At 37.7% G+C, this 23331-nt stretch carries 23 protein-coding genes; 15 read left to right on the forward strand and 8 right to left on the reverse strand.

Annotated elements, in window-relative coordinates; translation table 11 throughout:
- Positions 1-191: 191 nt before the first annotated feature.
- On the forward strand, positions 192-1526 hold the full coding sequence (locus NMK36_RS02515; protein WP_072718077.1) for an IS701 family transposase: 1335 nt from the start codon (positions 192-194) through the stop codon (positions 1524-1526).
- A 179-nt stretch (positions 1527-1705) separates the two neighbouring features.
- Here the strand turns inward: NMK36_RS02515 and NMK36_RS02520 are convergent, their stop codons facing one another.
- Together NMK36_RS02520 and NMK36_RS02525 are read right to left on the reverse strand one after the other, a co-directional pair.
- Entirely contained in the window at positions 1706-3343 is a 1638-nt protein-coding gene (locus NMK36_RS02520) for an acetolactate synthase large subunit (protein WP_254172916.1), read from the reverse strand.
- A 94-nt stretch (positions 3344-3437) separates the two neighbouring features.
- Positions 3438-4802 carry an NAD-dependent succinate-semialdehyde dehydrogenase gene (locus tag NMK36_RS02525; protein WP_072722683.1) on the reverse strand — a complete coding sequence of 455 codons (1365 nt, stop codon included), beginning with the start codon at positions 4800-4802 and terminating at the stop codon, positions 3438-3440.
- Between the two features lie 419 nt (positions 4803-5221).
- On the opposite strand from NMK36_RS02525, the gene NMK36_RS02530 reads away from it, so the two are divergent.
- The 8 genes from NMK36_RS02530 to NMK36_RS02565 all read left to right on the forward strand — a co-directional run bounded on the left by NMK36_RS02530 (position 5222) and on the right by NMK36_RS02565 (position 12221).
- Positions 5222-5932: a rubrerythrin family protein gene (locus NMK36_RS02530; protein WP_072722682.1), complete on the forward strand. Its 711-nt coding sequence runs from the start codon at positions 5222-5224 to the stop codon at positions 5930-5932.
- Positions 5933-6046: 114 nt separating this feature from the next.
- Positions 6047-6469: a ubiquinol-cytochrome c reductase iron-sulfur subunit gene (locus NMK36_RS02535; protein WP_072722681.1), complete on the forward strand. Its 423-nt coding sequence runs from the start codon at positions 6047-6049 to the stop codon at positions 6467-6469.
- Between the two features lie 294 nt (positions 6470-6763).
- Positions 6764-7996 carry an adenylate/guanylate cyclase domain-containing protein gene (locus NMK36_RS02540; protein ID WP_072722680.1) on the forward strand — a complete coding sequence of 411 codons (1233 nt, stop codon included), beginning with the start codon at positions 6764-6766 and terminating at the stop codon, positions 7994-7996.
- A 254-nt stretch (positions 7997-8250) separates the two neighbouring features.
- Positions 8251-9819 carry an NAD(P)H-quinone oxidoreductase subunit N gene (locus NMK36_RS02545; protein WP_072722679.1) on the forward strand — a complete coding sequence of 523 codons (1569 nt, stop codon included), beginning with the start codon at positions 8251-8253 and terminating at the stop codon, positions 9817-9819.
- A gap of 85 nt (positions 9820-9904) precedes the next feature.
- Complete coding sequence (locus tag NMK36_RS02550) at positions 9905-10201, forward strand: type II toxin-antitoxin system Phd/YefM family antitoxin (RefSeq protein ID WP_254172917.1); 297 nt, start codon at positions 9905-9907, stop codon at positions 10199-10201.
- Positions 10173-10523 carry a Txe/YoeB family addiction module toxin gene (locus NMK36_RS02555; protein WP_254172918.1) on the forward strand — a complete coding sequence of 117 codons (351 nt, stop codon included), beginning with the start codon at positions 10173-10175 and terminating at the stop codon, positions 10521-10523. The genes NMK36_RS02550 and NMK36_RS02555 overlap by 29 nt, the downstream gene beginning before the upstream one ends.
- A 3-nt stretch (positions 10524-10526) precedes the next feature.
- Positions 10527-10892, forward strand: coding sequence for a Uma2 family endonuclease (locus NMK36_RS02560; protein WP_254172919.1), 366 nt, complete (start codon positions 10527-10529; stop codon positions 10890-10892).
- Positions 10893-11099: 207 nt separating this feature from the next.
- On the forward strand, positions 11100-12221 hold the full coding sequence (locus NMK36_RS02565; RefSeq protein ID WP_254172920.1) for a Rid family detoxifying hydrolase: 1122 nt from the start codon (positions 11100-11102) through the stop codon (positions 12219-12221).
- Between the two features lie 121 nt (positions 12222-12342).
- Here NMK36_RS02565 and NMK36_RS02570 read toward each other — a convergent pair whose 3' ends face one another.
- Together NMK36_RS02570 and NMK36_RS02575 are read right to left on the reverse strand one after the other, a co-directional pair.
- Complete coding sequence (locus NMK36_RS02570) at positions 12343-12531, reverse strand: hypothetical protein (RefSeq protein WP_254172921.1); 189 nt, start codon at positions 12529-12531, stop codon at positions 12343-12345.
- The gene (locus NMK36_RS02575) at positions 12518-12655 is read right to left on the reverse strand and encodes a hypothetical protein (RefSeq protein WP_242048842.1); all 138 of its coding nucleotides are present in this window, start codon (positions 12653-12655) and stop codon (positions 12518-12520) included. The genes NMK36_RS02570 and NMK36_RS02575 overlap by 14 nt, the downstream gene beginning before the upstream one ends.
- A gap of 275 nt (positions 12656-12930) precedes the next feature.
- Here NMK36_RS02575 and bchB point away from each other — a divergent pair, with 275 nt between their 5' ends.
- From bchB to NMK36_RS02595, 4 genes are all read left to right on the forward strand, one after another.
- On the forward strand, positions 12931-14457 hold the full coding sequence (gene bchB, locus NMK36_RS02580) for a ferredoxin:protochlorophyllide reductase (ATP-dependent) subunit B (protein ID WP_254172922.1): 1527 nt from the start codon (positions 12931-12933) through the stop codon (positions 14455-14457).
- Positions 14458-14514: 57 nt separating this feature from the next.
- Entirely contained in the window at positions 14515-14973 is a 459-nt protein-coding gene (locus NMK36_RS02585) for a hypothetical protein (RefSeq protein WP_254172923.1), read from the forward strand.
- A gap of 21 nt (positions 14974-14994) precedes the next feature.
- On the forward strand, positions 14995-15546 hold the full coding sequence (locus tag NMK36_RS28915; protein ID WP_367997162.1) for a type II toxin-antitoxin system Phd/YefM family antitoxin: 552 nt from the start codon (positions 14995-14997) through the stop codon (positions 15544-15546).
- A gap of 512 nt (positions 15547-16058) precedes the next feature.
- Positions 16059-16607: a hypothetical protein gene (locus tag NMK36_RS02595; protein ID WP_254172924.1), complete on the forward strand. Its 549-nt coding sequence runs from the start codon at positions 16059-16061 to the stop codon at positions 16605-16607.
- Positions 16608-16695: 88 nt separating this feature from the next.
- Here the strand turns inward: NMK36_RS02595 and NMK36_RS02600 are convergent, their stop codons facing one another.
- The 4 genes from NMK36_RS02600 to NMK36_RS02615 are packed head-to-tail and all read right to left on the reverse strand — an operon-like array spanning position 16696 to position 21077.
- On the reverse strand, positions 16696-18162 hold the full coding sequence (locus NMK36_RS02600; protein WP_367997163.1) for a glycoside hydrolase family 31 protein: 1467 nt from the start codon (positions 18160-18162) through the stop codon (positions 16696-16698).
- Between the two features lie 23 nt (positions 18163-18185).
- On the reverse strand, positions 18186-19298 hold the full coding sequence (locus NMK36_RS02605; protein ID WP_254172743.1) for an IS630 family transposase: 1113 nt from the start codon (positions 19296-19298) through the stop codon (positions 18186-18188).
- Between the two features lie 44 nt (positions 19299-19342).
- Positions 19343-20236, reverse strand: a complete 894-nt coding sequence (locus NMK36_RS02610) for a glycoside hydrolase family 31 protein (protein WP_254172925.1) — start codon at positions 20234-20236, stop codon at positions 19343-19345.
- Between the two features lie 58 nt (positions 20237-20294).
- The gene (locus tag NMK36_RS02615) at positions 20295-21077 is read right to left on the reverse strand and encodes an SDR family oxidoreductase (protein WP_072722669.1); all 783 of its coding nucleotides are present in this window, start codon (positions 21075-21077) and stop codon (positions 20295-20297) included.
- A gap of 189 nt (positions 21078-21266) precedes the next feature.
- Here NMK36_RS02615 and NMK36_RS02620 point away from each other — a divergent pair, with 189 nt between their 5' ends.
- Together NMK36_RS02620 and NMK36_RS02625 are read left to right on the forward strand one after the other, a co-directional pair.
- Positions 21267-21968 (forward strand): Uma2 family endonuclease, encoded by a 702-nt coding sequence (locus NMK36_RS02620; protein ID WP_072722668.1) that lies wholly within the window; start codon positions 21267-21269, stop codon positions 21966-21968.
- Between the two features lie 104 nt (positions 21969-22072).
- Positions 22073-23317: an MFS transporter gene (locus tag NMK36_RS02625; RefSeq protein WP_254172926.1), complete on the forward strand. Its 1245-nt coding sequence runs from the start codon at positions 22073-22075 to the stop codon at positions 23315-23317.
- Positions 23318-23331: the final 14 nt, after the last annotated feature.

Raw genomic sequence — 23331 nt, forward strand, 5'->3', positions numbered from 1 at the left:
GGGTCGTTAAGGAACGCTCTTAAAACTTGCATTCGCCGCAGCTTGGGTTTTGAAGATAGTATTGATTACAATTGTGATGAATTTTCATAAACTGAATAAAAAGTTTCATACCACATATCCCTCTTCTGTCAGTCTCCGAGGAGTAAAATTAGAAAATAAACCAGATGGGTAGCTAGAAGGGGGATAGGGTAATGGATGTAGAATTACAGATGATCAAACATTTAGCCCGAGATGCACAACCAACAGTTTCAGTGATTGATGAATATTGTCAAGGTTATAAAGACCTATTCCCAGAAGTGAGAAGTTACGAATGTTTTAAATACTTACATCTAGGAATTATCTCACCAATTCCGAGAAAATCTTTACCGGAAATTGCTAAAATAGTAGGAATTAGGTCGCCACAATCACTGCATCATTTCTTAGCCAATTCGCCTTGGTCAGCAAGGGAATTAAAGGAAAGAAGATTAGCCCGAACTCTAAAAGCATTGAAAGGAGAGAAGATTATAGTAATAATTGATGAGACAGGAGATAGGAGAAAGGGAAAAAAAACCGACTATATAGCTAGACAATACTTGGGAAGTGTGGGCAAAACAGATCGGGGAATAGTATCAGTTAATGCTTACGGTGTTTATAAAAATATAACCTTTCCTTTAGTGTTTAGAGTATTTAAACCCAAAGGAACATTAAAAGAAGGAGATGTCTACAAAACTAAGATTGAAATCGCATCAGAAATTCTAACAGAATTGGTTGATTGGGGATTTCAGATTGAATTGGTATTAGCAGATAGCCTTTATGGTGAAAGTAGTTCGTTTATCAGTACATTAGATCAATTTCAAATTCCTTGGGTACTAGCAATAAGAAGTAATCATGGAGTCTGGATGTCAAGCGAGCAGAAAGTTAGAGCCAACAAATGGTGTAAATTTGAGAGGATTTTTAGCAATCAAGAATCAGAAACCAGATATATTAGAGAAATCATATTTGGGAAAAGAAGTACAAGAACCTATTGGGAAATTACCACAGATCCAGAAACGATGCCAGAAACATCAACTTCGTTTGTCATGACAAATTTAACAGAGAAGAGAAGCCAGATGAAAAAGACATTAGGTAATTTATACGGGTTAAGAACATGGGTGGAATATGGATTTCGACAATGTAAACAAGAACTGGGTTGGACTGATTATCGGTTGACGGATTTTCCCGATATAGAAAAATGGTGGGAAATCATTTTCTGTGTGTATTTAATGATTAGTTTCAACTCCGAAGTTTTCCGGTCTTTAAGTCAAGGCAGTCCCCGAGAATCTGAGAGCAAAAAAAACACCACCGATTGCTCAACTCATCAACAATGGAATCACAAAGAGGGATGGAAAAATGTTTTAAATAATCTGCGTTTAATAATTCAGCCTACTATTATATTGTGGTTGATTGTCCCGTGGCTAGATATTTTTCCCGACCGCCATTTATTAGTGGGTTTTCATAAATTAATTGAGAATATTAATCAATTTCAATCTTATTTTCCCAATGGATAACTCTACTTTTTATTACTTGTTGATTTCGGAGAGTGACAGAAGAGGGATAAATTTTATAAAAATAGCTTTATACGATTTTTTGTGAAGCATCGCACAAAGCTATTTTTATCATATTTGAGTTAGAAATGATAGTGCTAAAGCAGAAGAACTATTGGGATACTAAAGCACAACAACAGAGATTAAATCGGACAACACAACCCACCAGAGCGTTGACTAAAGCGCGAGTTTTCTTGATAGTCTACGGGACAATCAATAACAACAGGAACCTCTTGATTTAAGGCTTCTTTAAGAATAGGAACAAAATCCGTTGTAGCTTCAACACGATATCCTTTTAACCCCATACTTTCAGCAAATTTAACAAAGTCAGGATTCCCAAATTTGATAAAACAAGATTCACCAAATTGATCATTTTGTTTCCATTCAATTAATCCATAACCGCCATCATTAAAGATTAAGGTAACAAACGGTGTTCCCACTCGTAAAGCGGTTTCTAATTCTTGATTATTCATCATAAATCCGCCATCTCCTGTCACCGCTACTATCTTGCGATCAGGATAAACTAATTTTGCCGCCACTGCACCGGGAATCGCAATTCCCATCGCAGCAAATCCATTAGAAATTAAACAAGTATTCGGACGTTCACAATGATAATGTCTCGCCATCCACATTTTATGAGCACCGACATCAGAAATCACAATATCTTCTGGGCCCATAACTTGACGCAAATCATAAATAATTTTTTGCGGTTTAATTGGAAATCCATTATCATTAGCATAATATTCGTAATCTTTGCGAATATCAGTTCTTAATTTTAAGGCATAGGGTTCAGCTTTTCCTGTGCGATCTGAACGTCTTAAAATTTCATGGAGAGAGTCAGAAATATCCCCAATAATTTCAGCAATCAGAATATAACTGCTATCAACTTCCGCAGGCGTTTCGCTAATATGAATAATGGGAACTTTGCCTTGGGGATTCCATTTTTTTGGGGAATATTCAATTAAATCATAGCCAACAGCAATGATTAAATCGGCTTTGTCAAACCCACAGCTAATATAATCCCGCAATTGTAATCCTGTTGTCCATAACGATAAAGGATGGGTATAAGGAATCACCCCTTTACCCATAAAGGTATTAACAACTGGAATATTAAGTTGGGTGGCAAATTCCATGAAAGCTGCACAAGCATTGGCTCGAATTGCCCCATTTCCCACTAAAATTAAGGGGTTATTCGCTTTAGAAATTGCGATGGCAGCTTCATTCATACTTTGATAAGCGGAATAAACTTTTTCTCGCTTATCCTTTTTTAAAGGATAGCCTTCAACCGCCATATTAGCAATATTTTCTGGGAGATCAATATGCACGGCTCCTGGTTTTTCAGCTTGCGCTATTTTAAACGCTTTTCTGACAATTTCTGGGGTAATACTAGGGCGAACAATTTGAGCATTCCATTTCGTAACCGGAGCAAACATTGCCACTAAATCCAAATATTGATGGGATTCAATGTGCATTCGGTCGGTTCCCACTTGACCCGTAATTGCAACTAACGGTGCTCCATCTAAATTCGCATCAGCAACCCCTGTCATTAAATTGGTCGCTCCAGGGCCTAATGTTGATAAACAAACTCCGGCTCTTCCGGTTAAGCGACCATAAACATCTGCCATAAAAGCAGCACCTTGTTCATGGCGAGTTGTAATAAATTTGATCGAGGATGTTTTGAGGGATTCAAGAATTTGCATATTCTCTTCCCCAGGTACTCCAAAAATATACTCGACCCCTTCATTTTCCAAACATTTAACTAACAGTTGTGCTGTATTCATAATTTTCCAGAAAAATAGAACCCGAAACCTAAAACCCAAAACAATAAACCCGATAGAGCTTATACAGAAACTGACAAACCCGGTTGCGCCTGCCTTATTTCATCCAAACAGTTTTAATATTCACAAATTCGTGAATTCCTTGGATGCTCAATTCTCGTCCGTAACCGGAACGTTTGATGCCTCCAAAGGGTAAGCGCGGATCGGATTTAACTAAACCGTTAATAAACACTGCACCCGCTTCTAATTCTCGAATTAAACGCTCTTGTTCAGCTTGATTTGTTGTCCAAGCACTAGCACCTAAACCAAAAATGGTGCTATTAGCAAGGGTAATGGCTTCATCTAAAGAATTGACGCGGAAGATTAACGCCACCGGCCCAAAGAATTCTTCACTATAAGCAGGGGCTCCTTCAGGAATTTGGGTTAAAATAGTTGGCGGATAAAAATTCCCCGGACAATTTAGGGGTTGACCTCCAGTTAAAACTTTGGCTCCCAATTCAACACAACGTTGAACTTGATCATCCAACTCCATTAAAATATCTGGGGTTGCTAACGGCCCGACTTCGGTATCAGGTAACATCGGATCACCGATTTTTAAAGCTGCAAATTTTTCAGCCATACAACGTTCAAATTCATCGGCAATACTTGAGATTAAAATAAACCGTTTGGCTGCAATACAAGATTGCCCATTATTTAACATTCGTGCGGTAACGGCGGCTTCAACTGCTGCGTTTAAATCCGCACTTTCTAGCACAATAAACGGATCACTTCCGCCTAATTCTAGGACGGTTTTTTTAATATTTTGACCTGCCAACGAAGCTAAACTTGCACCTGCGGGTTCACTTCCGGTTAAGGTTCCCGCTTTGACGCGATCATCGGTAATAATTTGGGCGACTTTATTAGAACCGACTAATAAGGTTTGAAACACCCCGTCAGGAAATCCAGCGTTTTGGAAAATTTCCGCAATGGCTAAGGCGCATTGAGGCACGTTAGAAGCGTGTTTGAGTAAACCGACATTTCCCGCCATTAAAGCAGGCGCGGCAAAACGAAACACTTGCCAGAAGGGGAAATTCCAAGGCATGACTGCTAAAATTGCCCCTAGGGGTTCATAGGAAACAAAGCTGTTACTGGCGTCACTGGAGACGGGAACATCCGCTAAAAATTGGGCTGCATTTTCCGCATAATAACGACAAACGGAGGCACTTTTTTTCGCTTCTGCGATCGCGGCAGTAATGGGTTTCCCCATTTCCAAGGTCATGATTTTGGCGTAGGTTTCGGCGTTTTCTTCTAACAGGTTAGCTGCGTTTTGCATCCATTGCGATCGAGTATCAAAGGATATTCGCCGATAGTCTCTAAAGGCACGATCCGCTAGAGCTAAAGCGTTCTCAATTTCGGCATCCGTCAAGGCGGTAAAGGTTTTGACTGTTTCGCCTGTTGCCGGGTTAATTGTAGCAATGCCCATAATTGATTTTTTAGTTTTAAGTTAGAATTAAAGTTTTACTTTTTTTATGGTAACGCTTTAAAACTCTCTATTTTCACGGAAGGGATGACTCATCCACTACTTGATACAAAACTGAACAATACTATAACTAAATTCAAGGTTCTTAACAATATGAATAAAAGTTTAATAGAGAAAATTAAAAAGCCACAGTACCCATTGAACTCTTAGGAGAAAAATTCTGATTTGAACATCATCCTGATCATGAAAAAAAGAGATATTGCTCTCAATTTTCACTGTTTAAAGTTCATCGATGAAGGAGAGGAGTAAAAAGCTGGGTTTGCTGTAATCTGCGTCACCAGATTGCCACTTTTTAGGTTTACCTTGAATTTCAGTAACAAAACAGTTATCTGTTCAATTCTGAGTTAGGAAACCGAATCAAGATGAATTATTCTTTAAATCTGCGTTCCCTCTTTCGCCCAACCGTTAGTATCGTGACGGTGACGCTGTTAAGCGGGTTGAGTTTAGTCGGTTGTAATTCTAATCAACCTACGGTGAAAACGGTTCCAGCGACTCCTCAAATTCAAAACTCTGTTACACCTAGTAATAATACTTCGTCAGCGACGCTGAAAAATTTACAAGCCGCTTATAATGGGGAATCTAACGCCCATGCTCGTTATCTTGCTTTTTCCCAAAAAGCAACTGATGAAGGATATCTGCAAGTTGCTGCTTTATTTCAAGCTGCGGCGGATGCAGAAGCAATTCATGCGGCTAATCATGGCGCAGTGATTCGGAAATTGGGTGTCACACCTGAAGCAAAAATTGAAACTCCCACTGTGAAATCAACGGCTGAAAATTTGCAAGAAGCCATTAAGGGAGAATCCTATGAACGACATACTATGTATCCCCAATTTATTGAACAAGCGCGTGCTGAAGGAAATCAAGATGCAGTTGTTACCTTTACCTACGCGATTGATGCGGAAAAGCAACACGCTAATTTATATACTCAAGCGAAGGATAATTTAGGCCAGTGGCAAGAAGCTAAAATGACATTTTATGTCTGTCCTCAATGTGGTTATACAACCAATACTTTAGGGTTTACCAATTGTCCCGATTGTAATACGGCGGAAAATCTTTTCTTGAGTGTTGCTTAGAGGTTTAAGCTATTTTTTTATTACTGCATTTTGAAATTTTACTGATGTAGAGATGTTGCTGGAAACGTCTCTACATAGTTCTCAGGATTGAACTCTAAAATTTATAGGTTAATTATGAACCGTCGTACTTTTTTAGCTTGGGTCAGTGTGGGAAGTTTAGCGAGTTTCTTTCCTGTTGCTTTAGCCGCTTGTTCTAACTCTAAAAAATCGTCAAATCTTGTCACTCGCCCTGATCAGTTTATCCAAGTGGGAACCCTTCAAGAACTCGATGAACAGGGATCTATTTTAAATTCTCAAATTCCTGTTTTAATTATTCGTAATCCCAACAATCCCCAGGAGATTTCTGCTGTTAATCCCACTTGTCCCCATTTAGATTGTGTTGTGCAATGGGAAGCGAGTAAAAAAGAATTTGGATGTCCTTGTCATGCGTCCCAATTTACCCCAGATGGTGCAGTGATTAAAGGGCCGGCTGATCGAGGATTAAAACGTTATCTAGCTAAACTAGAAGGGAATATCGTTTTAGTCAAACCCAGTTAATCCAAATTTAACGGAGAGGGAATTGGGTGTGGAAATTAATGACTGATATTCAAGATCAAAAAGTTTGTTATAATAGAAAAAGTTGATTTTTCAAAAATTTATTAACGATTCGGGTGCTAAGGATTAATAAAATCACGATTCACAGTTCAATTATGATTGCCGTAATCCAAACCACTTAATAACAATTTTTGTCCTGATAAATTTAACTCAAATTATAGTTGGTTTGATGATAATATGGCAGTCTTGGTAGAATCATAACTCTTAAAACTGATATCAGCATTAAATTCTGCATTCATGTATACCTCATCTAATTCCCTAACATCCCTTTTAGAATCTCGATTTACAGGAAATCCTCAAAGTGCTTTCTGGGGTGAGCTTTTGAGTAATAGTGGTTATTTTTTAATTTTAAAAAGTCTCTCTAATATTATTTCTAAAAGTTGGATTGAGTATTTAACTGACCCAACAGAATATTTATTAATTGTAGCCATGTTAGTACAAGCCTGGGTTCTCTCTCGTCCAAAAACCCATCGATTTTGGGGAAATTTAGTCGGGGTTAGTTTGTACACAGTCCTGGATTTACCTTATGATGGATTAGAGTTTTTAAAAGAACCTATTCATATTGTATTCTTAATTTTTTCTTTCCTCATTGCTACGCTTCAAGGATTAAGGTTTCATAGCAATTTAAAAGCAGATTGGTTATTCTTTCCTCTGGAAAGTATTACCCGAACTTTAATGATTATTGCTTTTTATATTGTTGTTGAGATTTCTGTGGATTCTGATCAATTATATTGGCAAACATTTCTGAATTTTCTGCAAAGCAAAACTCATTTATTTTTGACTTTAAGTATGATTTTAATTGGGCTACTTTTAGGGTTACAAGCCTTTCAACTATCCCAACAACGATATCAGCTTCAACAAACAGCTAGATTATTAGGAAATATGGCAGAGTGGGGGATGGGAAGTTATATGGTTACAACAGCGTTAAATAATCCTGAAGCCTTAGCCTTTCAACAATGCGATCGCACAATTTTATTTATGGATATTCGGGGCTTTACTCAATGGTGTGAAGAAAAACAACCGGATATTGCTGCCCAGGTTTTAAACCATTATTATCAAATGGTAGAACCAGAAGTTGCACGATATCATCCCTTAAAAATGACCCTAGCTGGGGATGAAATTATGGCGATTTATGCTACCCCCCAACAAGGCATTCAAGCGGCTCAAGCTATGCAAAAAGCCGCTAAAAATAGCTTGAATTCCTATGGTTTGGGAGCAGGTTGTAGCGTTCATTGTGGGGAAGTGATTGAGGGATTATTTGGCGGAAAGGAAGTCAGAACTTACACCGTTATTGGAGATGTGGTGAATACGGGTAAACGTTTAGAAGGCATTACTCCGGCTGGAGAAATTACTCTTTCGGATACCCTGTATCAAGCTTTAAATCGGAAACTCAAGGTTGAACCTTGTGATCCAATTTTTGTTAAAGGTAAAGTTGAACCTTTAATTGCTTGGCGTTTAAGTTCCTCTTAATGCGTGTAAAAAGAGGGATCATGGACTCCCAGACGCAACCAACGCTGTTCTCGGAAACTTGCTGAGATTCGATTTGAGGAATTCTGGAGGAACTGGAAACTTTAATCCAAATTAATGCCTATCAGCAATTGAAACAAATACATGGTAAGAAAGAAGTTATGTTAAGAAATGTTCAAAGGATTGGGAATTGGGCGTTGAGAGGATATCTCAAGAACCAATTCGTTGTAAACGATACTATCCATTTAGGTTAGGCTATGGATTTTTCGACTCTTGCAGCGCAGTTAAACGCTGGGATTATTTGGCCAGAGGGGATTGTGATCATAACCCTCTTGGTGGTGTTAGTCGGTGATTTGATTGTTGGGCGCGTTCAATCTTCCCAATGGACGCCTTATGCGGCGATCGCAGGTTTACTGCTTTCGGTTGGGGTGTTGTACACTCAATGGGATACAACCAATACCATCGCCTTTTTAGGCAGTTTCAATGGGGATGATCTCAGTATCGTCTTTCGGGGAATTATTGCCCTGTCTTCAGCCGTCACGATTTTAATGTCCATTCGCTACGTTGAACAAACGGGAACCGCCTTAGCAGAATTTATCGCCATTCTATTAACTGCAACTTTAGGGGCGATGTTCCTGTCCGGGGCGAATGAATTAGTCACCATTTTTGTTTCGTTGGAAACCCTGAGTATCTCCTCTTATTTATTAACGGGATATACCAAACGTGACCCCCGTTCTAACGAAGCCGCATTGAAATATCTGTTAATTGGGGCTGCCAGTTCCGCCGTATTTCTCTATGGTTTATCCCTATTATATGGACTGTCGGGAGGCAAAACCAATTTAACGGAAATTGCCAACGTTTTAGCAACTTCTAGCGGTGAATCTTTAGGCGTTGTCATCGCTTTAGTGTTCGTCATTGCTGGAATTTCCTTTAAAATTTCGGCTGTTCCCTTCCACCAATGGACACCGGACGTTTACGAAGGTTCACCGACCCCCGTTGTGGCCTTTTTATCCGTGGGTTCCAAAACCGCCGGGTTTGCCCTGGCTATTCGCTTACTGATTAACGCTTTTCCGTCCGTCGCCGATGAATGGCGCTTTGTGTTCACCGCTTTAGCCCTCCTGAGTATGATCTTAGGAAACGTCGTGGCGCTCGCTCAAACCAGCATGAAACGGATGTTAGCTTATTCATCTATTGCCCAAGCTGGGTTTGTGATGATTGGGTTAATTGCTGGAACAGAAGCGGGATATTCCAGCATGGTATTTTACCTGTTGATTTATCTGTTTATGAACTTAGGGGGCTTCATTTGTGTGATTCTCTTCTCTCTGAGAACGGGAACGGATCAAATTAGTGAATATAGTGGGTTATATCAAAAAGATCCCCTATTAACCCTGTGTTTAAGTATTTGTCTATTATCCTTGGGTGGTATTCCTCCCTTAGCTGGATTTTTTGGCAAAATTTATCTGTTTTGGGCAGGTTGGCAAGCGGGTTTATACGCCTTAGTTTTGTTAGGGTTAGTCACCAGTGTAGTCTCGATTTATTATTACATTCGCGTTGTGAAAATGATGGTGGTGAAAGAGCCCCAAGAAATGTCCGATGCGGTGAAAAATTATCCGGCTATGCAATGGAATTTACCCGGAATGCGTCCTCTACAAGTGGGTTTAGTGTTAACTTTGGTCGCGACTTCGTTATCAGGTATTTTATCGAATCCGTTATTTACCTTATCAAGCGATGCGATTACCCATACTCCGATGTTTAAAAACGCATTGGTGAAAACCAAAACCGTTGCTAATCTGACAACATCTCCTATCATTACTAAACGGAAGTAATTTTAACTTCTGAATTTCTCGCCTACCCCCCTTTTGTATTTTAGGGGGGTTTATAATAGGAATATTAATTGCGTGGTTTTTTCCTATGATTGAAATCGATTATGCTGAAGCGTGTCAGGATTTTGAAACTCTCTATAATCAAGCTATTCTGAATCGTCAAGGAATTACAATTCATCGAGAAGGTTCGGAAAGTGTCTCTGTGATTGCAACGGCTGAACTAGAAAGTCTAATAGAAACAGTTTATTTGTTTCAATCCCATGAGAATGCAACCCGTCTTTTAGCTGCGTTAGGGCGTGCAAAAGCTGGAGTTAATCAACCTCAAACTGTTGAAAAATTACGTCAGGAGTTCGGACTTGGCGAAGAAGAAAAAGCCTCAGCCTGAAAATGAAAAATCTCAAGAATCCTTAGCCAATACTTTTCCAGCTAAAGGTAGAATTAAACGAGATCTGGTTTTTGATTCTCAGTTTCTTGAAGATATAGCTTATTGGGTAAAAACTGATCGAAAAATTGCCTTACGTCTATTATCATTAGTTGAAGAAATTGGACGTATCCCTTTTGATGGGACAGGAAAACCAGAACGCTTAAAATATCAAGATGCTAATGTCTGGTCACGCCGTCTTACAGATAAAGATCGGATTGTTTACTTAGTAAGTGAAGATAGAATAGAGTTTTTACAAGGTCGTTATCATTATAGCGATCATTGATTCTTGAATATAAACTTTAAGTTAAAGGATAAAACTAGGGGATTATCATCTTCTCTATTATCTGTTAATATCCCTTCAACGGTTCAATTAATTGTTACCCCTGAACAATTTATGGAAATTGCGATCGCAAACCGCGATTTAAAATTAGAACGTACTGCTACCGGAGAATTAATTGTTATGCCCCCAACCGGAGGAATTATAGGCAAAAAAAATATTGATATTGAAGGACAATTATGGTTATGGAACTGTCAAACTAAACTGGGTCAAGTGTTTAATTCCTCTCAGGATATAGAAATTTTAGCACAACCTTTAAGTTTATCCGGTGAAGATATCTTACCCGAATTTATATTAAATTTAACAGAAATCTAGCAATAATTATACTCGTTTACTTGTTTCTAGGTTCTACCTAGAAATGCAATTCCGATGGCTCTGCCACCCCAGAACTATCATCAACTATCATCAATATAATAGCAGAGGCAGAGCCTGTGTTTGGCATTCCAAGCAAGATGCTGGGAACGAGGATATTGAGGAGTTCATATTAATGATACACTAATAATGATAACCAAGAGGTGAATTATGGATGCTAAAGAACTGTTAGAAAGATATGCAGCAGGTGAACGTGATTTTAGAAACAAACAACTCAAAGGAATTGATCTTCAGGGTGCTGATTTAAGAGACATTAATTTTGAAAGTTCAGATTTAACAAGTGCAAACTTACAGGGAACAAATTTACAAGAGGCTTGTTTACAAAATACAATATTAAATAAAGCTTGCTTGAATGATTCAAATTTAAGTTATAGTAATTTAAGTTCGTCAATTTTAAATAAAGCTTCTTTTTTAAGAGCTTGCTTAATTGGAGCCAACTTAGACAATACTACATTAACCAATACAGATTTTACAGATGCTGATCTTAGTCATACATCTTGGACACAGACTAAGCCTTATCGTATAATTTTTACAGGCTCTAACTTACAATTTGCTAATTGGAGTAATGCCGATCTTTCAAGGGAAAATTTAAGCAATATTAATTTAGAATCTTCTACTTTTAAAGAATGTAACTTAAGTCACGCATTACTTCAAAACTCAAACTTAATAAGAGCTAATTTAATTCAAGCCAACCTTATTGACGCAAATTTAGAGGGTTCTAAATTAATCAAAGCTGACTTAACGGGTGCTAATATCTATGGGGCTAATCTTCAAAATGCTGACTTCACAGGTACAATAATGCCTAATGGAGAACGTAATAAATTAGAAAATAACCCTTCTAATTTATCCGACACAGCAAAAACATTATCCGACACAGAAAAAGCCATGACTCGTAAAATCATTAAAACTGAAAAAGCCCCTAAACCCGTCGGCCCTTATAATCAAGCGGTAATGGTCAATAACACGATCTATTTATCAGGACAAATTGCCATCGACCCCCGCATTAACCAAATTGTTTATCCCGATGAAATCATCAAACAAACCGAACGAGTAATGTCAAATTTAGAGGCGGTATTAACCGAAGCAGGTGCGACTTGGGAAAACGTCGTTAAAACCACAATCTTCTTAAAAGATATGAACGATTTTACTCAAGTTAATGAAATCTATTCCAAATATTTTAAAACCGAAACAGCCCCCGCTAGGGCTACCGTTGAAGTGTCCCGTCTTCCCAAAGATGTATTAGTAGAAATTGAATGTATCGCCGTCCTCTAACCGTAGGGTGTGTAAGCGCAATGCACACACCATTAATTATACCTGAAAATTCAACATTTTTTGTTTAATTTTTGTTAAATTGGTGCGTGCGGCTTTGCCTTACGCACCCTACTCATTGATTTTAATTGTCATTCAATAAACGATATTCTTCTTCAAATACTTCTTGCCAAGATAAAGAGATTAACGAGCATTTTTTACCCATTTCACCCTCAGCATCTTTAATGGCTCGTTTAAAACATTGTTCCCAAATAGAATTAATAAAATTTAGGTTTAAACTGGGAACTTCTTCTTGAATATCAGCTAGATTCAATTAAAACCGCTAACCCTTCTGTTGCTTCCATCCATTTTTTCTCCTGTAATAAGTCTTGAACAGCGATCGCAGCTAAATATTCAGAACTCGCAGCCAACCATTCCCAATCTTCTGAGGTTCGCATTTTTTCCCTAATAAAAATTAATTAGAAAACACACTTTTGATTTTATGTCAAGTTTTTAAAATTGAACTTAACATTTCTATTCAATTTAACAAAATGTTGCTCAAAATTTAAGAATCATTGCAATTAAACAACATTATTATTGTTTTAGTGTCAAAATAAATCCTAAAATAGAAATTAAATTGCGATCGCTAAGTATAAATACGACTAGCGATTGGCACAATTTCTGAGAACATAAACAAGGCTATCCTAATCACCCATCAACGGAGAAAGACACTATGAAATTGGCTTATTGGATGTATGCTGGCCCTGCCCATATTGGAACCCTTCGCATCGCCAGTTCTTTCAAAAATGTTCACGCCATCATGCACGCCCCTTTAGGGGATGATTACTTCAACGTGATGCGGTCTATGTTAGAACGGGAACGGGACTATACCCCGGTGACAGCTAGTGTTGTAGATCGTAACGTTTTAGCACGGGGATCTCAAGAAAAAGTTGTTGATAATATTGTTAGAAAAGATCAAGAAGAACATCCCGATTTAATTGTCTTAACTCCCACTTGTACGTCCAGTATTTTACAAGAAGATTTACAAAATTTTGTCGAACGCGCTCAACTGGATGCCAAAGGCGATGTTATGTTAGCGGATGTTAATCATTATCGCGTGAATGAACTACAAGCGGCTGACCGGACGTTACAACAAATCGTTCAATTTTATATTGAAAAAGCTAAGAAAAAAGGTGAATTACCCGAAGGCAAAACTGAAAAACCTTCTGTTAATATTATTGGAATGTCTACCCTGGGTTTCCATAACCAACATGACTGCACCGAATTAAAACGGTTAATGGCAGATTTAGGCATTGAAGTTAATGAAGTGATTCCCGAAGGAGCATCGGTTCATAACTTAAAAAACCTACCTCGTGCTTGGTTTAATTTAGTTCCTTATCGAGAATTAGGGTTAATGGCAGCCGGATATTTACAAGCGGAATTCGGTACTCCTTTTGTGGATATTACGCCGATGGGTGTGGTAGAAACAGCCCGTTGTATTCGCAAAATTCAACAAGTGATTAATGCTCAAGGGGCTAATGTTGATTATAGCGAATATATTGATAATCAAACCCTGTATGTTTCCCAAGCTGCTTGGTTTTCTCGTTCCATTGACTGTCAGAATTTAACCGGAAAAAAAGCTGTTGTTTTTGGGGATAATACCCACGCTGCGGCGATGACAAAAATTCTCGCGCGGGAGATGGGAATTCATGTTGTTTGTGCGGGAACTTATTGCAAATATGATACAGATTGGTTTAAGGAACAAGTGAGTGAATATTGCGATGAAGTTCTCATCAGTGATGATAACGCTCAAATTGGAGATATGATTGCCCGCATTGAACCTTCTGCTATTTTTGGAACCCAAATGGAACGCCATGTTGGGAAACGTTTAGATATTCCCTGCGGTGTTATTGCCTCCCCCATTCATATTCAAAATTTCCCCATCGGTTATAAACCCTTTTTAGGCTATGAAGGTACGAATCAAATTACCGATTTAATCTATAATTCCTTTACGTTGGGGATGGAAGATCACCTATTAGAAATCTTCGGCGGACACGATACAAAAGAAGTGATTACCAAAGGAATTTCGGCGGATTCTGATTTGAATTGGACGAAAGAAGCTCAAGCCGAACTGAATAAAGTTCCGGGGTTTGTTCGGGGTAAAGTTAAACGCAATACCGAAAAATTTGCCCGTGAACGCGGTTTAAATGAAATTTCTTTAGAAGTGATGTATGCGGCAAAAGAAGCCGTTGGAGCTTAATTTTCTATTCTGTAGGGTGGGCTATGCCCACCTTTTTTTGTTACAATTTAAATAAAGGTGCAATTTTTATTAGTTATAATATTGTTCTATAATTTTAACATTATAGTAGGTAAGCCCTTGACTCAAACGCCAGACTATGAAACTGAAAGATCTACCTTAATTGCAGAACTTCAAGCCAGAAGAATCAAGCATAATCCTGAAAAGATTGTAAGAATCGCTAAATGTGCAGATGATCAAATTGTATTCTTAGAAATGGGAAATGAAAACCGAGGTTTACAGCATATTTTAGCGAAAGCTGATCAATTTGCTAGAATAGGAATTGATGCAGATGAAATTGTTGATGTTGTTATGGGAGCAATTACCAAAGGAACCATTGTTAGTTTCCAAGGTAGAGACACAGTTAACCCCCGTCCAGTTTATCAATTTATTTATAAGGGTGAGATTAAATATATTGCAGTTACAATAGGCAATAATGGATATATTGTAGGGGCAAATCCGAGAACAAAACTAAAATAATCTTTATAGAGGTTCAATTATATGCCTATAAAAATTAGACTAATGACAGATTATGGATGTTACCCCTTATGGTGGGATGAAGCTGATCAAGTGGGGGATTTAGATCCAGAATCTTTACCTTTAAGTCAAGAAATTATTCAACGTTTGTATCATTGGGCTGATGCTTTTGAAGCTCGATTAAACTTGGCTGATCCTTCTGATTCTCCTGAAGTTACACTGGAAGAAGTAGAACGTTTTGAATGGGAAGGATTAAGTTTATGGAAACAGTTAGATCAGGAATTATCACCTGATTATGAAGTAGTTTATTTTAGTAGTCATTTTCATCAAGTTTTTACTGATCCGGCTAAATTAGAGGAAAAACTAAAGCTAAATCTGATGAAATTTAATCAAATTTCTTGGGAAGATGCTAGGGAAAATATCACTCAATTGTGTGAGCAAGTTGTGGCGAATCGAGATATTATTGTTATTCATCGTCCAGAAGGGGAAAGTGTGGTTTTAATGGCGATAGAGGAATTGAATCATTTAATAACAACTGCTCATTTAGAAAATGAAAAACAAATAATTGGTAAATAAAGATTATTAGAATTGTAGGGGCTACGCGATCGCATCCTTAAAAAACCCATAGGGTGCATAAGGCGAGGCCACAAGTACCAACTTTGATTGATTAATAAATTTTTGGTGCGTGCGCTGTGCTTACGCACCCGACTAATTTACTAAACAAAAAGACTAAAAGCCTTCTGAGGGTGAACAGCACCCTCAAAAGCCCTAATTATTGGCATTAACACCATAGATTATTTTTATTGTAAATTAATAAAATCTCTATGTCAATCTATTTTATCTTATATTCTTACCAATTCTCTATAGCAAAACTTCTGGCTGTTTCATATCAGTTTTAAATTCTTACAATCTCTACAAGGATTGCTCTATTTACGCTTCAGCTTAATTCCCCTAGATAGAACAACTTTGTGATAGCCTAGAAATTCTCTCCCTAAAACCAGTGAAACAACTGAGTTACGGTGTCAGGTATTGACTGATTCATCCCCATCAATCTATAAAGGGACTTAAACATCATAAGAGACTAAAGCATGGCTGTCACATTATCTAAAACAGATTACAAACGGTTAAAGGTACTAACTATCCAATTACAGGCTTTAATTCGTGAAATTTCTCAAAAAGGTGCAATTCTGGATGAGATAATGGAGATCCTGCAAACTGTGAAGCTTGATACAGACAACCCGGAAGTGATTGCGAATACCCGAGTCTTCAGAAGCCCAATAATCACCAATCATATCAAGATTGAACGGATTAAAGCAATCCAAAAGCAACTGGTTGAAATTCGTGAGAGCGCAAATGTGGAGGGTTTTGATTCAACCATTGAGCATCAAAAAGAATTAATTATAAAAAATATTCATGAAATCAAACCTCTATTTTTTGAGCGAAAAGAAAATTTTCAGTTGAAACAAGATATTGCCATTTTTGAAGCTGTTGAGGTCAATGGAATGTCTGTGAAAATGGCTTCAAAACAATTTAATATTAGTGAAGATTTGGTCAACTATGCTGTCAATCGAGCGCGTGTGAAACTTGTTATTTTTCTCCTGGGTTGGGATAGTGAGAGAATAAGTTTGAGTTCTTAGTTAAAAGTTAACCTCAATCTAAAATACTTCCATTTTTATCAATAGAACTTATCCTCAAAGCATGATTCTCTCTCCAAGGATAATCATTCTAATTTTTGAGCAAACTAAACTGTAATTGTTTCCCCTGACCCTGATCTTGAAAACGCTGTTCACCGACTCCCACAACATCAATGATAATCTCACGGTTAGGGGGAGTCCATTGTCCTTGACGAGGTTCGATTTCAATGATTAATTCTTGATTCTCTTGATAAATTCGATATTTCGTTGTTGCATAAATTCCCTGAACATACTCAAAAGAATGACCATCATCTTCATATAAAATCCCCTCTCCTGTCCCTGGAAAAACCTTAAAGGTTAAACAATCAATCGGTTTTTCATCGACATATTGCATCACGGGTTGTAAGGGAATAATTGAACCCGCTTTCACATATAAAGGCATCCGTTCTAAGGGTGCTTCTGCTAAAATATATTGTGATCCAGAATAGGATTTTCCTGTCCACCAATCATACCAAATACCTTCAGGTAAATACACCGCCCGACATTCAACACCGGGGCGATAAATGGGTGCTGCTAAAATTGCTGAACCGAGTAAAACTTGATCGGATAAGGTATAGGTTTTGCTATCATTTGGATAGTGATAAAATAGGGGACGGAGAATCGGCGCTCCCGTTTGGGTGGCTTCCCAAAATAAGGTATAAAGATACGGTAAAAGACGATAGCGTAATTCTAAATATTCTCGACAAATTTGTTCAACTTTTTCTCCAAATACCCAAGGTTCATGTTGGGCGGTTGATAAAGCAGAATGACCTCGCATCAAGGGATATAAAACGCCCATTTGCATCCATCGAGCGAATAATTCTGCTGTTGCATTTCCCGCAAAACCGCCAATATCACAACCCACAAAAGCGACTCCCGATAACCCCATATTGCATAACATGGGAAGAGAAGTTTCTAAATGTTCCCAAATCGAATGGTTATCCCCCATCCACACCGATGACCAGCGTTGAATTCCCGCAAAACCTGACCGTGTTAATACAAAAGATCGTTCCTGCGGTCGCAATTTTACCAGTGCTTCTGCACAGGATTTAGCCATCATTAACCCGTATAAATTATGGGTTTCGGCGTGGGTTGCTTGTTCTTCTAATGGCCCTTGTAAACAATCTAATGGAAAGGTAATTTTAGTTCCTTTATCACCAAAAGGACGGTCATCTAAGGCGGGTTCATTCATATCGTTCCAAATGCCTGCAATTCCCATATCTGTTAACGTTTGATGGCATTCTCCCCACCATTTTTGGACTTGGGGATTTAAAAAATCAGGAAATACCGCTTTATCCGGCCAAACATAACCATGAAACAATTGACCATTGGGTTTTCTAACAAAATAATCTTGTTCTAATCCTTGATCAAAAATAGTATAATGTCCTTCGGGTTCATATTTAACACCGGGGTCAATAATGGTGATGGTTTTAAACCCGTTATGGCTTAAATGTTGAATTAAGTTTTGAGGATGAGGAAAGCGATAATCACTCCAAGTAAACACTCGATATCCTCGCATATAATCAATAAGCTGTTGTGTATTTAAACTGTGATTATAGCATTACCTTTGTTTTTAAGTTTACGTCCCCATTTAATAGATAACTGTCCTTCATTTAAAAGCTGATGTAATAAACACTCTAGCTCATCAACTGATTTAAAGAGTCGATGAGCTATATATTCTTTAGCTGAATGCCAGACTAATTCAATTAAATTATAATCTGGACTATATGCTGGAAGAAATTCTAAATAGACATTCGGCATTTCTGCTTTAATTTTTTCTAGGTACTCTTCTTTTTTGTGAAAACTTGCATTGTCAAGAATAATCAGGATCTTAGCTCCTTTTTCTACAAATTCTTCTGCTTGATTTCCCGCTAATACCCATTCATAAATTAGCTCTTGATAAAAACTTTTTAACACTTGATAAAAATTATCTGCATTTCCTTTATCCAGAAATTCTACAAATCTTTTTTTATCCGAGTACCTCAATCCTCCCATCACATTAACTCTTCCTTTCCTCCTGTCTCCTCTAATCTGTTTCCTCTTCCCTTTTTTACACCAATTCTTTCTTTTTATCACTCTTAAATTAAATCCACTTTCATCCCAAAACCATACCTGTAATTGTTCTGGACTTTCTTTTGCTATTTTCAAATATTCTTCTATTTTATCTTTAAATAATTTTCTTTTTTCTGGATCTCTTTTCTCTTCTAAGCTATACTTTGCCCACAAATAAACATACTTTTTTTCCTTTAATATCTTTCTCACTTGTGAACTACTTAATTTGATTCCTGTGATTTGTTCTAAATAAGTTGCCAATCTTTCTCCTGTCCATCTCCCAAATTCATATCCTAATTCTTCCGGTTCTTTTTCTACTGTTTCTAATAATATCTCTATATATTTGTCTGTGGCTTTTCTATAATTTCCTTTCATTCTTTCATCTTTTAGGCTTTCTAATTTGTCAGGGTCTCCATGTACACACCAATAACATACTTTGTTTAATGAGCAGCCCAAAAACTTGGCAATTTCACTTTGCTTTTTACCATCATTTAGCAATAATAAAATCAAGATTCTTTCTCGGATTTGTCCATTTTCTTCCTCTTTCAATCTTTTCTGTAGTTTCTCTACTTGCTTTTCATTTAAATGATTTTTAGCAGGCATCTTTTGATTGATTTTTCTAAACTTGGTTTTTCATTATACCCTATTTAGATGCTTAACAGCTTATCTAAATGAATGACATCACAGGGAATTTTGCGGTTTCTAAATTCTTTTGCAAGTTGTTCAACAACAATTTCTGATTCATAACTCCACCGACATTGATGATAGCCTAAAGCCCAACGGGGAGGTAAGGGCATTCGTCCGGTGAGTTGGGTATAGGTATTTAAAATTTGTTCAGGTTTAGGGCCATAAATAATATAATAATCGAGTTCTGAAGCTTGGGTTTCCATGCGCCAAACTCCGGGTTGTTCAACTCCAATATCAAAGCGACTCCAATAGGTACTATTCAAAAAAATGCCATAACTTAACTCAGGACGTAATGCCATAAACATCGGAATGGCTTGATACATGGCATCGGTTAAGGCATCATAATCTAAAGAATCAACTGTCCAATTGGTTTTGACTTCTCCAATTTTATCTAAAAATCCAGTGCGTTCTCCAAAGCCATAAAAATGCTCTTCTGCTTCAATCTTTTTCCAAACTGCCATTAACCCTTGTCGCCATGCAAAACCTAATTCGGCATCAATTGCAAAAGGGTTATTATTATTATCATAACATTGAATACGGAATGGATGATGCTGAATAATAATTTTAATTTTTTCAGTAACAATTTCTGTCGTTTGTTCGATGTCTTGAGTTTTAAATTCAATAGGTTGCCAGTCTGAATCATCCACCGTAACAGCCCAAGAACGACGGGGCAGAAAGTCACCGGATGGGGCATAACGAACTCGAATTAAATTATCAGCTAATATACTAATTTTAACACAAACATTCCCACATTTAAATAGTATAGAGCGATCGCTTACTTCTACTGTTTTAACAGATTCAATTTGTGACCAATTGGGATCGAGGGTGTGTAATTGGCCAAAGTATTGAGGCATAATCTAAGACCGTAGGGATTAACAATATAGCACTTAATTAATTCTATCCTAAAAAACTTTATCCTTGTAATAAAGATTGTCCGCCATCAATCCAAACTTCAGTTCCGGTAATATGACTAGAGGCATCAGAGACTAAAAATAAAACCAGTTGTGCAACTTGTTCAGAGGTTCCCGGTTGACCATTGGTTAAGGGAATTTCACCTTCAGGAAATTCTACAGGTTCTTGAGCTTCTTCTAAGTCTTCTCGTTCAGTATTTTGATCAATTTCTGTTGTAATTGCCCCCGGACAAATGACATTAACTCTAATTTTATATTTTGCTAATTCTAACGCTGTCATTTTTGCAAAGGCAACTTGAGCCGCTTTTGTAGAAGCGTAAGCGGTCGCGCCACTATTACTAAACATTCGAGTTCCGTTAACAGAAGAGGTAATTACCACACTCCCACCTTGTTTTTTTAAATAAGGTAAGGCATATTTTAAAGTATAAAAGGTTCCATCTAAATTAATCGAAATGGTTGTTTTCCATTCTTCCGGTGAAAGTTCATCTAAAGGAGCCCAAACCCCATTAATCCCCGCATTAGCAAAAACAATATCAATTTTGCCCCAACTTTCAGCAATTTTATCCATTGATGGTTGCACTTGTTCCCAATGGGAAATATCTGCAACCATCATCATCGCTTCTCCACCTGCTTGTTTAATTTGATCAACGGTTTGTTGACTTTTGGCAGGTGTGCGATCTAGGGTTGCTACTTTTGCCCCTTCTTTTGCCAATAACAATGCTGTTGCTTGACCAATTCCTGAACCCGCCCCACTAATGACAGCAACTTTATCTTTTAATAACATGGATTAACCCCAATTTAATTTTCCCATAGTCTGAATATTGCAAGTTTTCTCAAGTTTTTACGTCTATCCTGAGAAAGACTCCCCTAAAATCAAAAAAATATGCTATAGTTACAACAAAATTATTCTAATTCCCCTTAATCTTCAGAACCTGCTTAGGATTCTTAATTTTTGACATCGGTTGTTGCTATTATGACTCTATCCTCATTAACACTTCCTTCATACAATTCTGAAATTCATCAATGGCAAACTGCAACTTGGGATGATTATTTAGCCTATCGAGATCATCCTACTTTAGAACGAGTTAAAGTATTTTATCAAGATGGATATTTATGGAGTGAAATGGGTTCAGAAGGAATTAATCATGCTAGTATTAGCGATTTATTAACCATGCTATTTGCCTTTTGGTTTGCTCGATTTCCCGTTGCTAGTTTTAGTTCACTCGGTCGCTGTCAACTCGAAAAAGCGAACACTCGCGCATCTGCCCCCGATCATGTTTTATATATTGGTGAAAATGCACCTCGTTGGCAAGCTGGAGAACCCCGTCGTATTGACTTAAATCGTTGGCGAGTTCCTGATTTAGTGGGAGAAGTTTCTGATACCACCTTAGCCACTGATTTAGATGAGAAAAAACAACTGTATGCCGCATTAGGAATTCCTGAATATTGGGTCACAAATGTTAAAGGGAAACAGGTGATTGCTTTTCGGTTAGGAGAAAACGGAAAATATGAAGAAATTGAATATTCTGTAGCTCTTTCGGGTTTGCCAATTCTCCTTTTAGAACAAACTTTAGAACAATTAACTCAAGTAGATAACGGCATGGCAGCCCTATGGTTTTATCAACAAATTGCCAATATTAATCTGAACTCCCTTGAGGAGCAGGGCAAAAATTAACAAATTGTTACACAATAGAAATGAGTTAAGAATTCAGTGAAAAACACGCGCCTAACTCTTGTTGGGTTTAAGTGGATATTGCACACTATTAAGGAATAGGTATTTTGAACGCTTTTCGTAGTTTTGATTCCAAGAGCCAACAGAGTTTACTGATACTATTTATCGCCGGTTTATGTTTTTGGACAAGTCTAACCGCACTGTTACCAACACTCCCTTTATACGTTGAATTTTTGGGTGGAACAAAACAACAAATTGGCTGGGTTATGGGCGCTTTTGCCTTGGGTTTATTACCCTCTCGATTTTGGTTTGGCCCCTTAGCAGATCGCAAAAGTCGTAAATTAGTCCTACTCATTGGAACGATAGTGGCGATGATCGCGCCTCTAGGATATTTATGGACACAATCAATTTTATTGATGCTGTTTTTGCGGGCATTTCATGGCATCAGTGTAGCGGCATTTACCCTCGGTTATAGTGCTTTAGTAGCTGATATTGCCCCTGTGGATAAACGGGGAGAAGTCATCGGATATATGAGTTTAGTCGCCCCAATTGGAATGGCAATTGGCCCAGCATTGGGGGGATTTTTGCAAACCGCTTTTGGCTATGACCCCATCTTTTTATCTAGTGCGGGGTTTGCGTTTTTAGCATTTCTAGGAATTTCTCAAGTCTTTGAACCCCAACGAAATCAACCGACACTAACTTCATCTTCTACTTCGTTCCTAGAAAAAGGATTATGGTACTGCAAAATGTTGTGGAGTCCCCGTCTACGAATTCCCGCATTTGTGATGTTAATGGTGGGTTTAATCTTTGGAACTTTAGTGACATTTTTACCCTTATCCGTGAAAGAATCTGGGTTAAGTTTTAATTCAGGTTTATTTTATAGTACCGCCGCGATCGCTAGTTTTTTAGTGCGGGTTCCTACAGGTCGAGCTTCTGATCGCTATGGTCGAGGTATATTTATTACAGGGGGTTTAATCTGTTATTTTTTGGCAATGTTACTCTTATCTAAAACAACAGGTAGTAACATTATTTTATTAGCTGCATTGTTAGAAGGCATGGGAGCAGGGATCGTTATTCCCATGATGATTACCTTAATTACAGATCGGTGTCTTCCAGAAGAACGAGGTCAATTTTTCTCCCTTTGTTTAACGGGTTTTGATGTCGGAATTGCCCTGGCTGGGCCTATTTTTGGAAGCCTTGCTGAACAATTAGGTTATTCGAGTATTTTTGCTTTGGATGCAATTTTAGCTTTAATAGCGGTCATCACCTTTGCAGGATTTTCTAATAAAACGGTTCACCTTTCTCTCAAATTTGCTATGGGTCAAGCCAAGGATGTTTATAGCTTAAATTAAAATTATTGGGGTGT

This window comes from Planktothrix pseudagardhii, from assembly GCF_904830925.1.
Lineage (GTDB): Bacteria > Cyanobacteriota > Cyanobacteriia > Cyanobacteriales > Microcoleaceae > Planktothrix > Planktothrix tepida.

What these genes read in the sequence shown, in the direction of transcription:
- NMK36_RS02515 (WP_072718077.1), top strand. Translation starts at nt 192, where the DNA reads ATGGATGTAGAATTACAGATGATCAAACATTTAGCCCGAGATGCACAA.
- NMK36_RS02520 (WP_254172916.1), bottom strand. Translation starts at nt 3,343, where the DNA reads ATGAATACAGCACAACTGTTAGTTAAATGTTTGGAAAATGAAGGGGTC.
- NMK36_RS02525 (WP_072722683.1), bottom strand. Translation starts at nt 4,802, where the DNA reads ATGGGCATTGCTACAATTAACCCGGCAACAGGCGAAACAGTCAAAACC.
- NMK36_RS02530 (WP_072722682.1), top strand. Translation starts at nt 5,222, where the DNA reads ATGAATTATTCTTTAAATCTGCGTTCCCTCTTTCGCCCAACCGTTAGT.
- NMK36_RS02535 (WP_072722681.1), top strand. Translation starts at nt 6,047, where the DNA reads ATGAACCGTCGTACTTTTTTAGCTTGGGTCAGTGTGGGAAGTTTAGCG.
- NMK36_RS02540 (WP_072722680.1), top strand. Translation starts at nt 6,764, where the DNA reads ATGTATACCTCATCTAATTCCCTAACATCCCTTTTAGAATCTCGATTT.
- NMK36_RS02545 (WP_072722679.1), top strand. Translation starts at nt 8,251, where the DNA reads ATGGATTTTTCGACTCTTGCAGCGCAGTTAAACGCTGGGATTATTTGG.
- NMK36_RS02550 (WP_254172917.1), top strand. Translation starts at nt 9,905, where the DNA reads ATGATTGAAATCGATTATGCTGAAGCGTGTCAGGATTTTGAAACTCTC.
- NMK36_RS02565 (WP_254172920.1), top strand. Translation starts at nt 11,100, where the DNA reads ATGGATGCTAAAGAACTGTTAGAAAGATATGCAGCAGGTGAACGTGAT.
- NMK36_RS02575 (WP_242048842.1), bottom strand. Translation starts at nt 12,655, where the DNA reads ATGCGAACCTCAGAAGATTGGGAATGGTTGGCTGCGAGTTCTGAATAT.
- bchB (WP_254172922.1), top strand. Translation starts at nt 12,931, where the DNA reads ATGAAATTGGCTTATTGGATGTATGCTGGCCCTGCCCATATTGGAACC.
- NMK36_RS28915 (WP_367997162.1), top strand. Translation starts at nt 14,995, where the DNA reads ATGCCTATAAAAATTAGACTAATGACAGATTATGGATGTTACCCCTTA.
- NMK36_RS02595 (WP_254172924.1), top strand. Translation starts at nt 16,059, where the DNA reads ATGGCTGTCACATTATCTAAAACAGATTACAAACGGTTAAAGGTACTA.
- NMK36_RS02600 (WP_367997163.1), bottom strand. Translation starts at nt 18,162, where the DNA reads ATGCGAGGATATCGAGTGTTTACTTGGAGTGATTATCGCTTTCCTCAT.
- NMK36_RS02605 (WP_254172743.1), bottom strand. Translation starts at nt 19,298, where the DNA reads ATGCCTGCTAAAAATCATTTAAATGAAAAGCAAGTAGAGAAACTACAG.
- NMK36_RS02610 (WP_254172925.1), bottom strand. Translation starts at nt 20,236, where the DNA reads ATGCCTCAATACTTTGGCCAATTACACACCCTCGATCCCAATTGGTCA.
- NMK36_RS02615 (WP_072722669.1), bottom strand. Translation starts at nt 21,077, where the DNA reads ATGTTATTAAAAGATAAAGTTGCTGTCATTAGTGGGGCGGGTTCAGGA.
- NMK36_RS02620 (WP_072722668.1), top strand. Translation starts at nt 21,267, where the DNA reads ATGACTCTATCCTCATTAACACTTCCTTCATACAATTCTGAAATTCAT.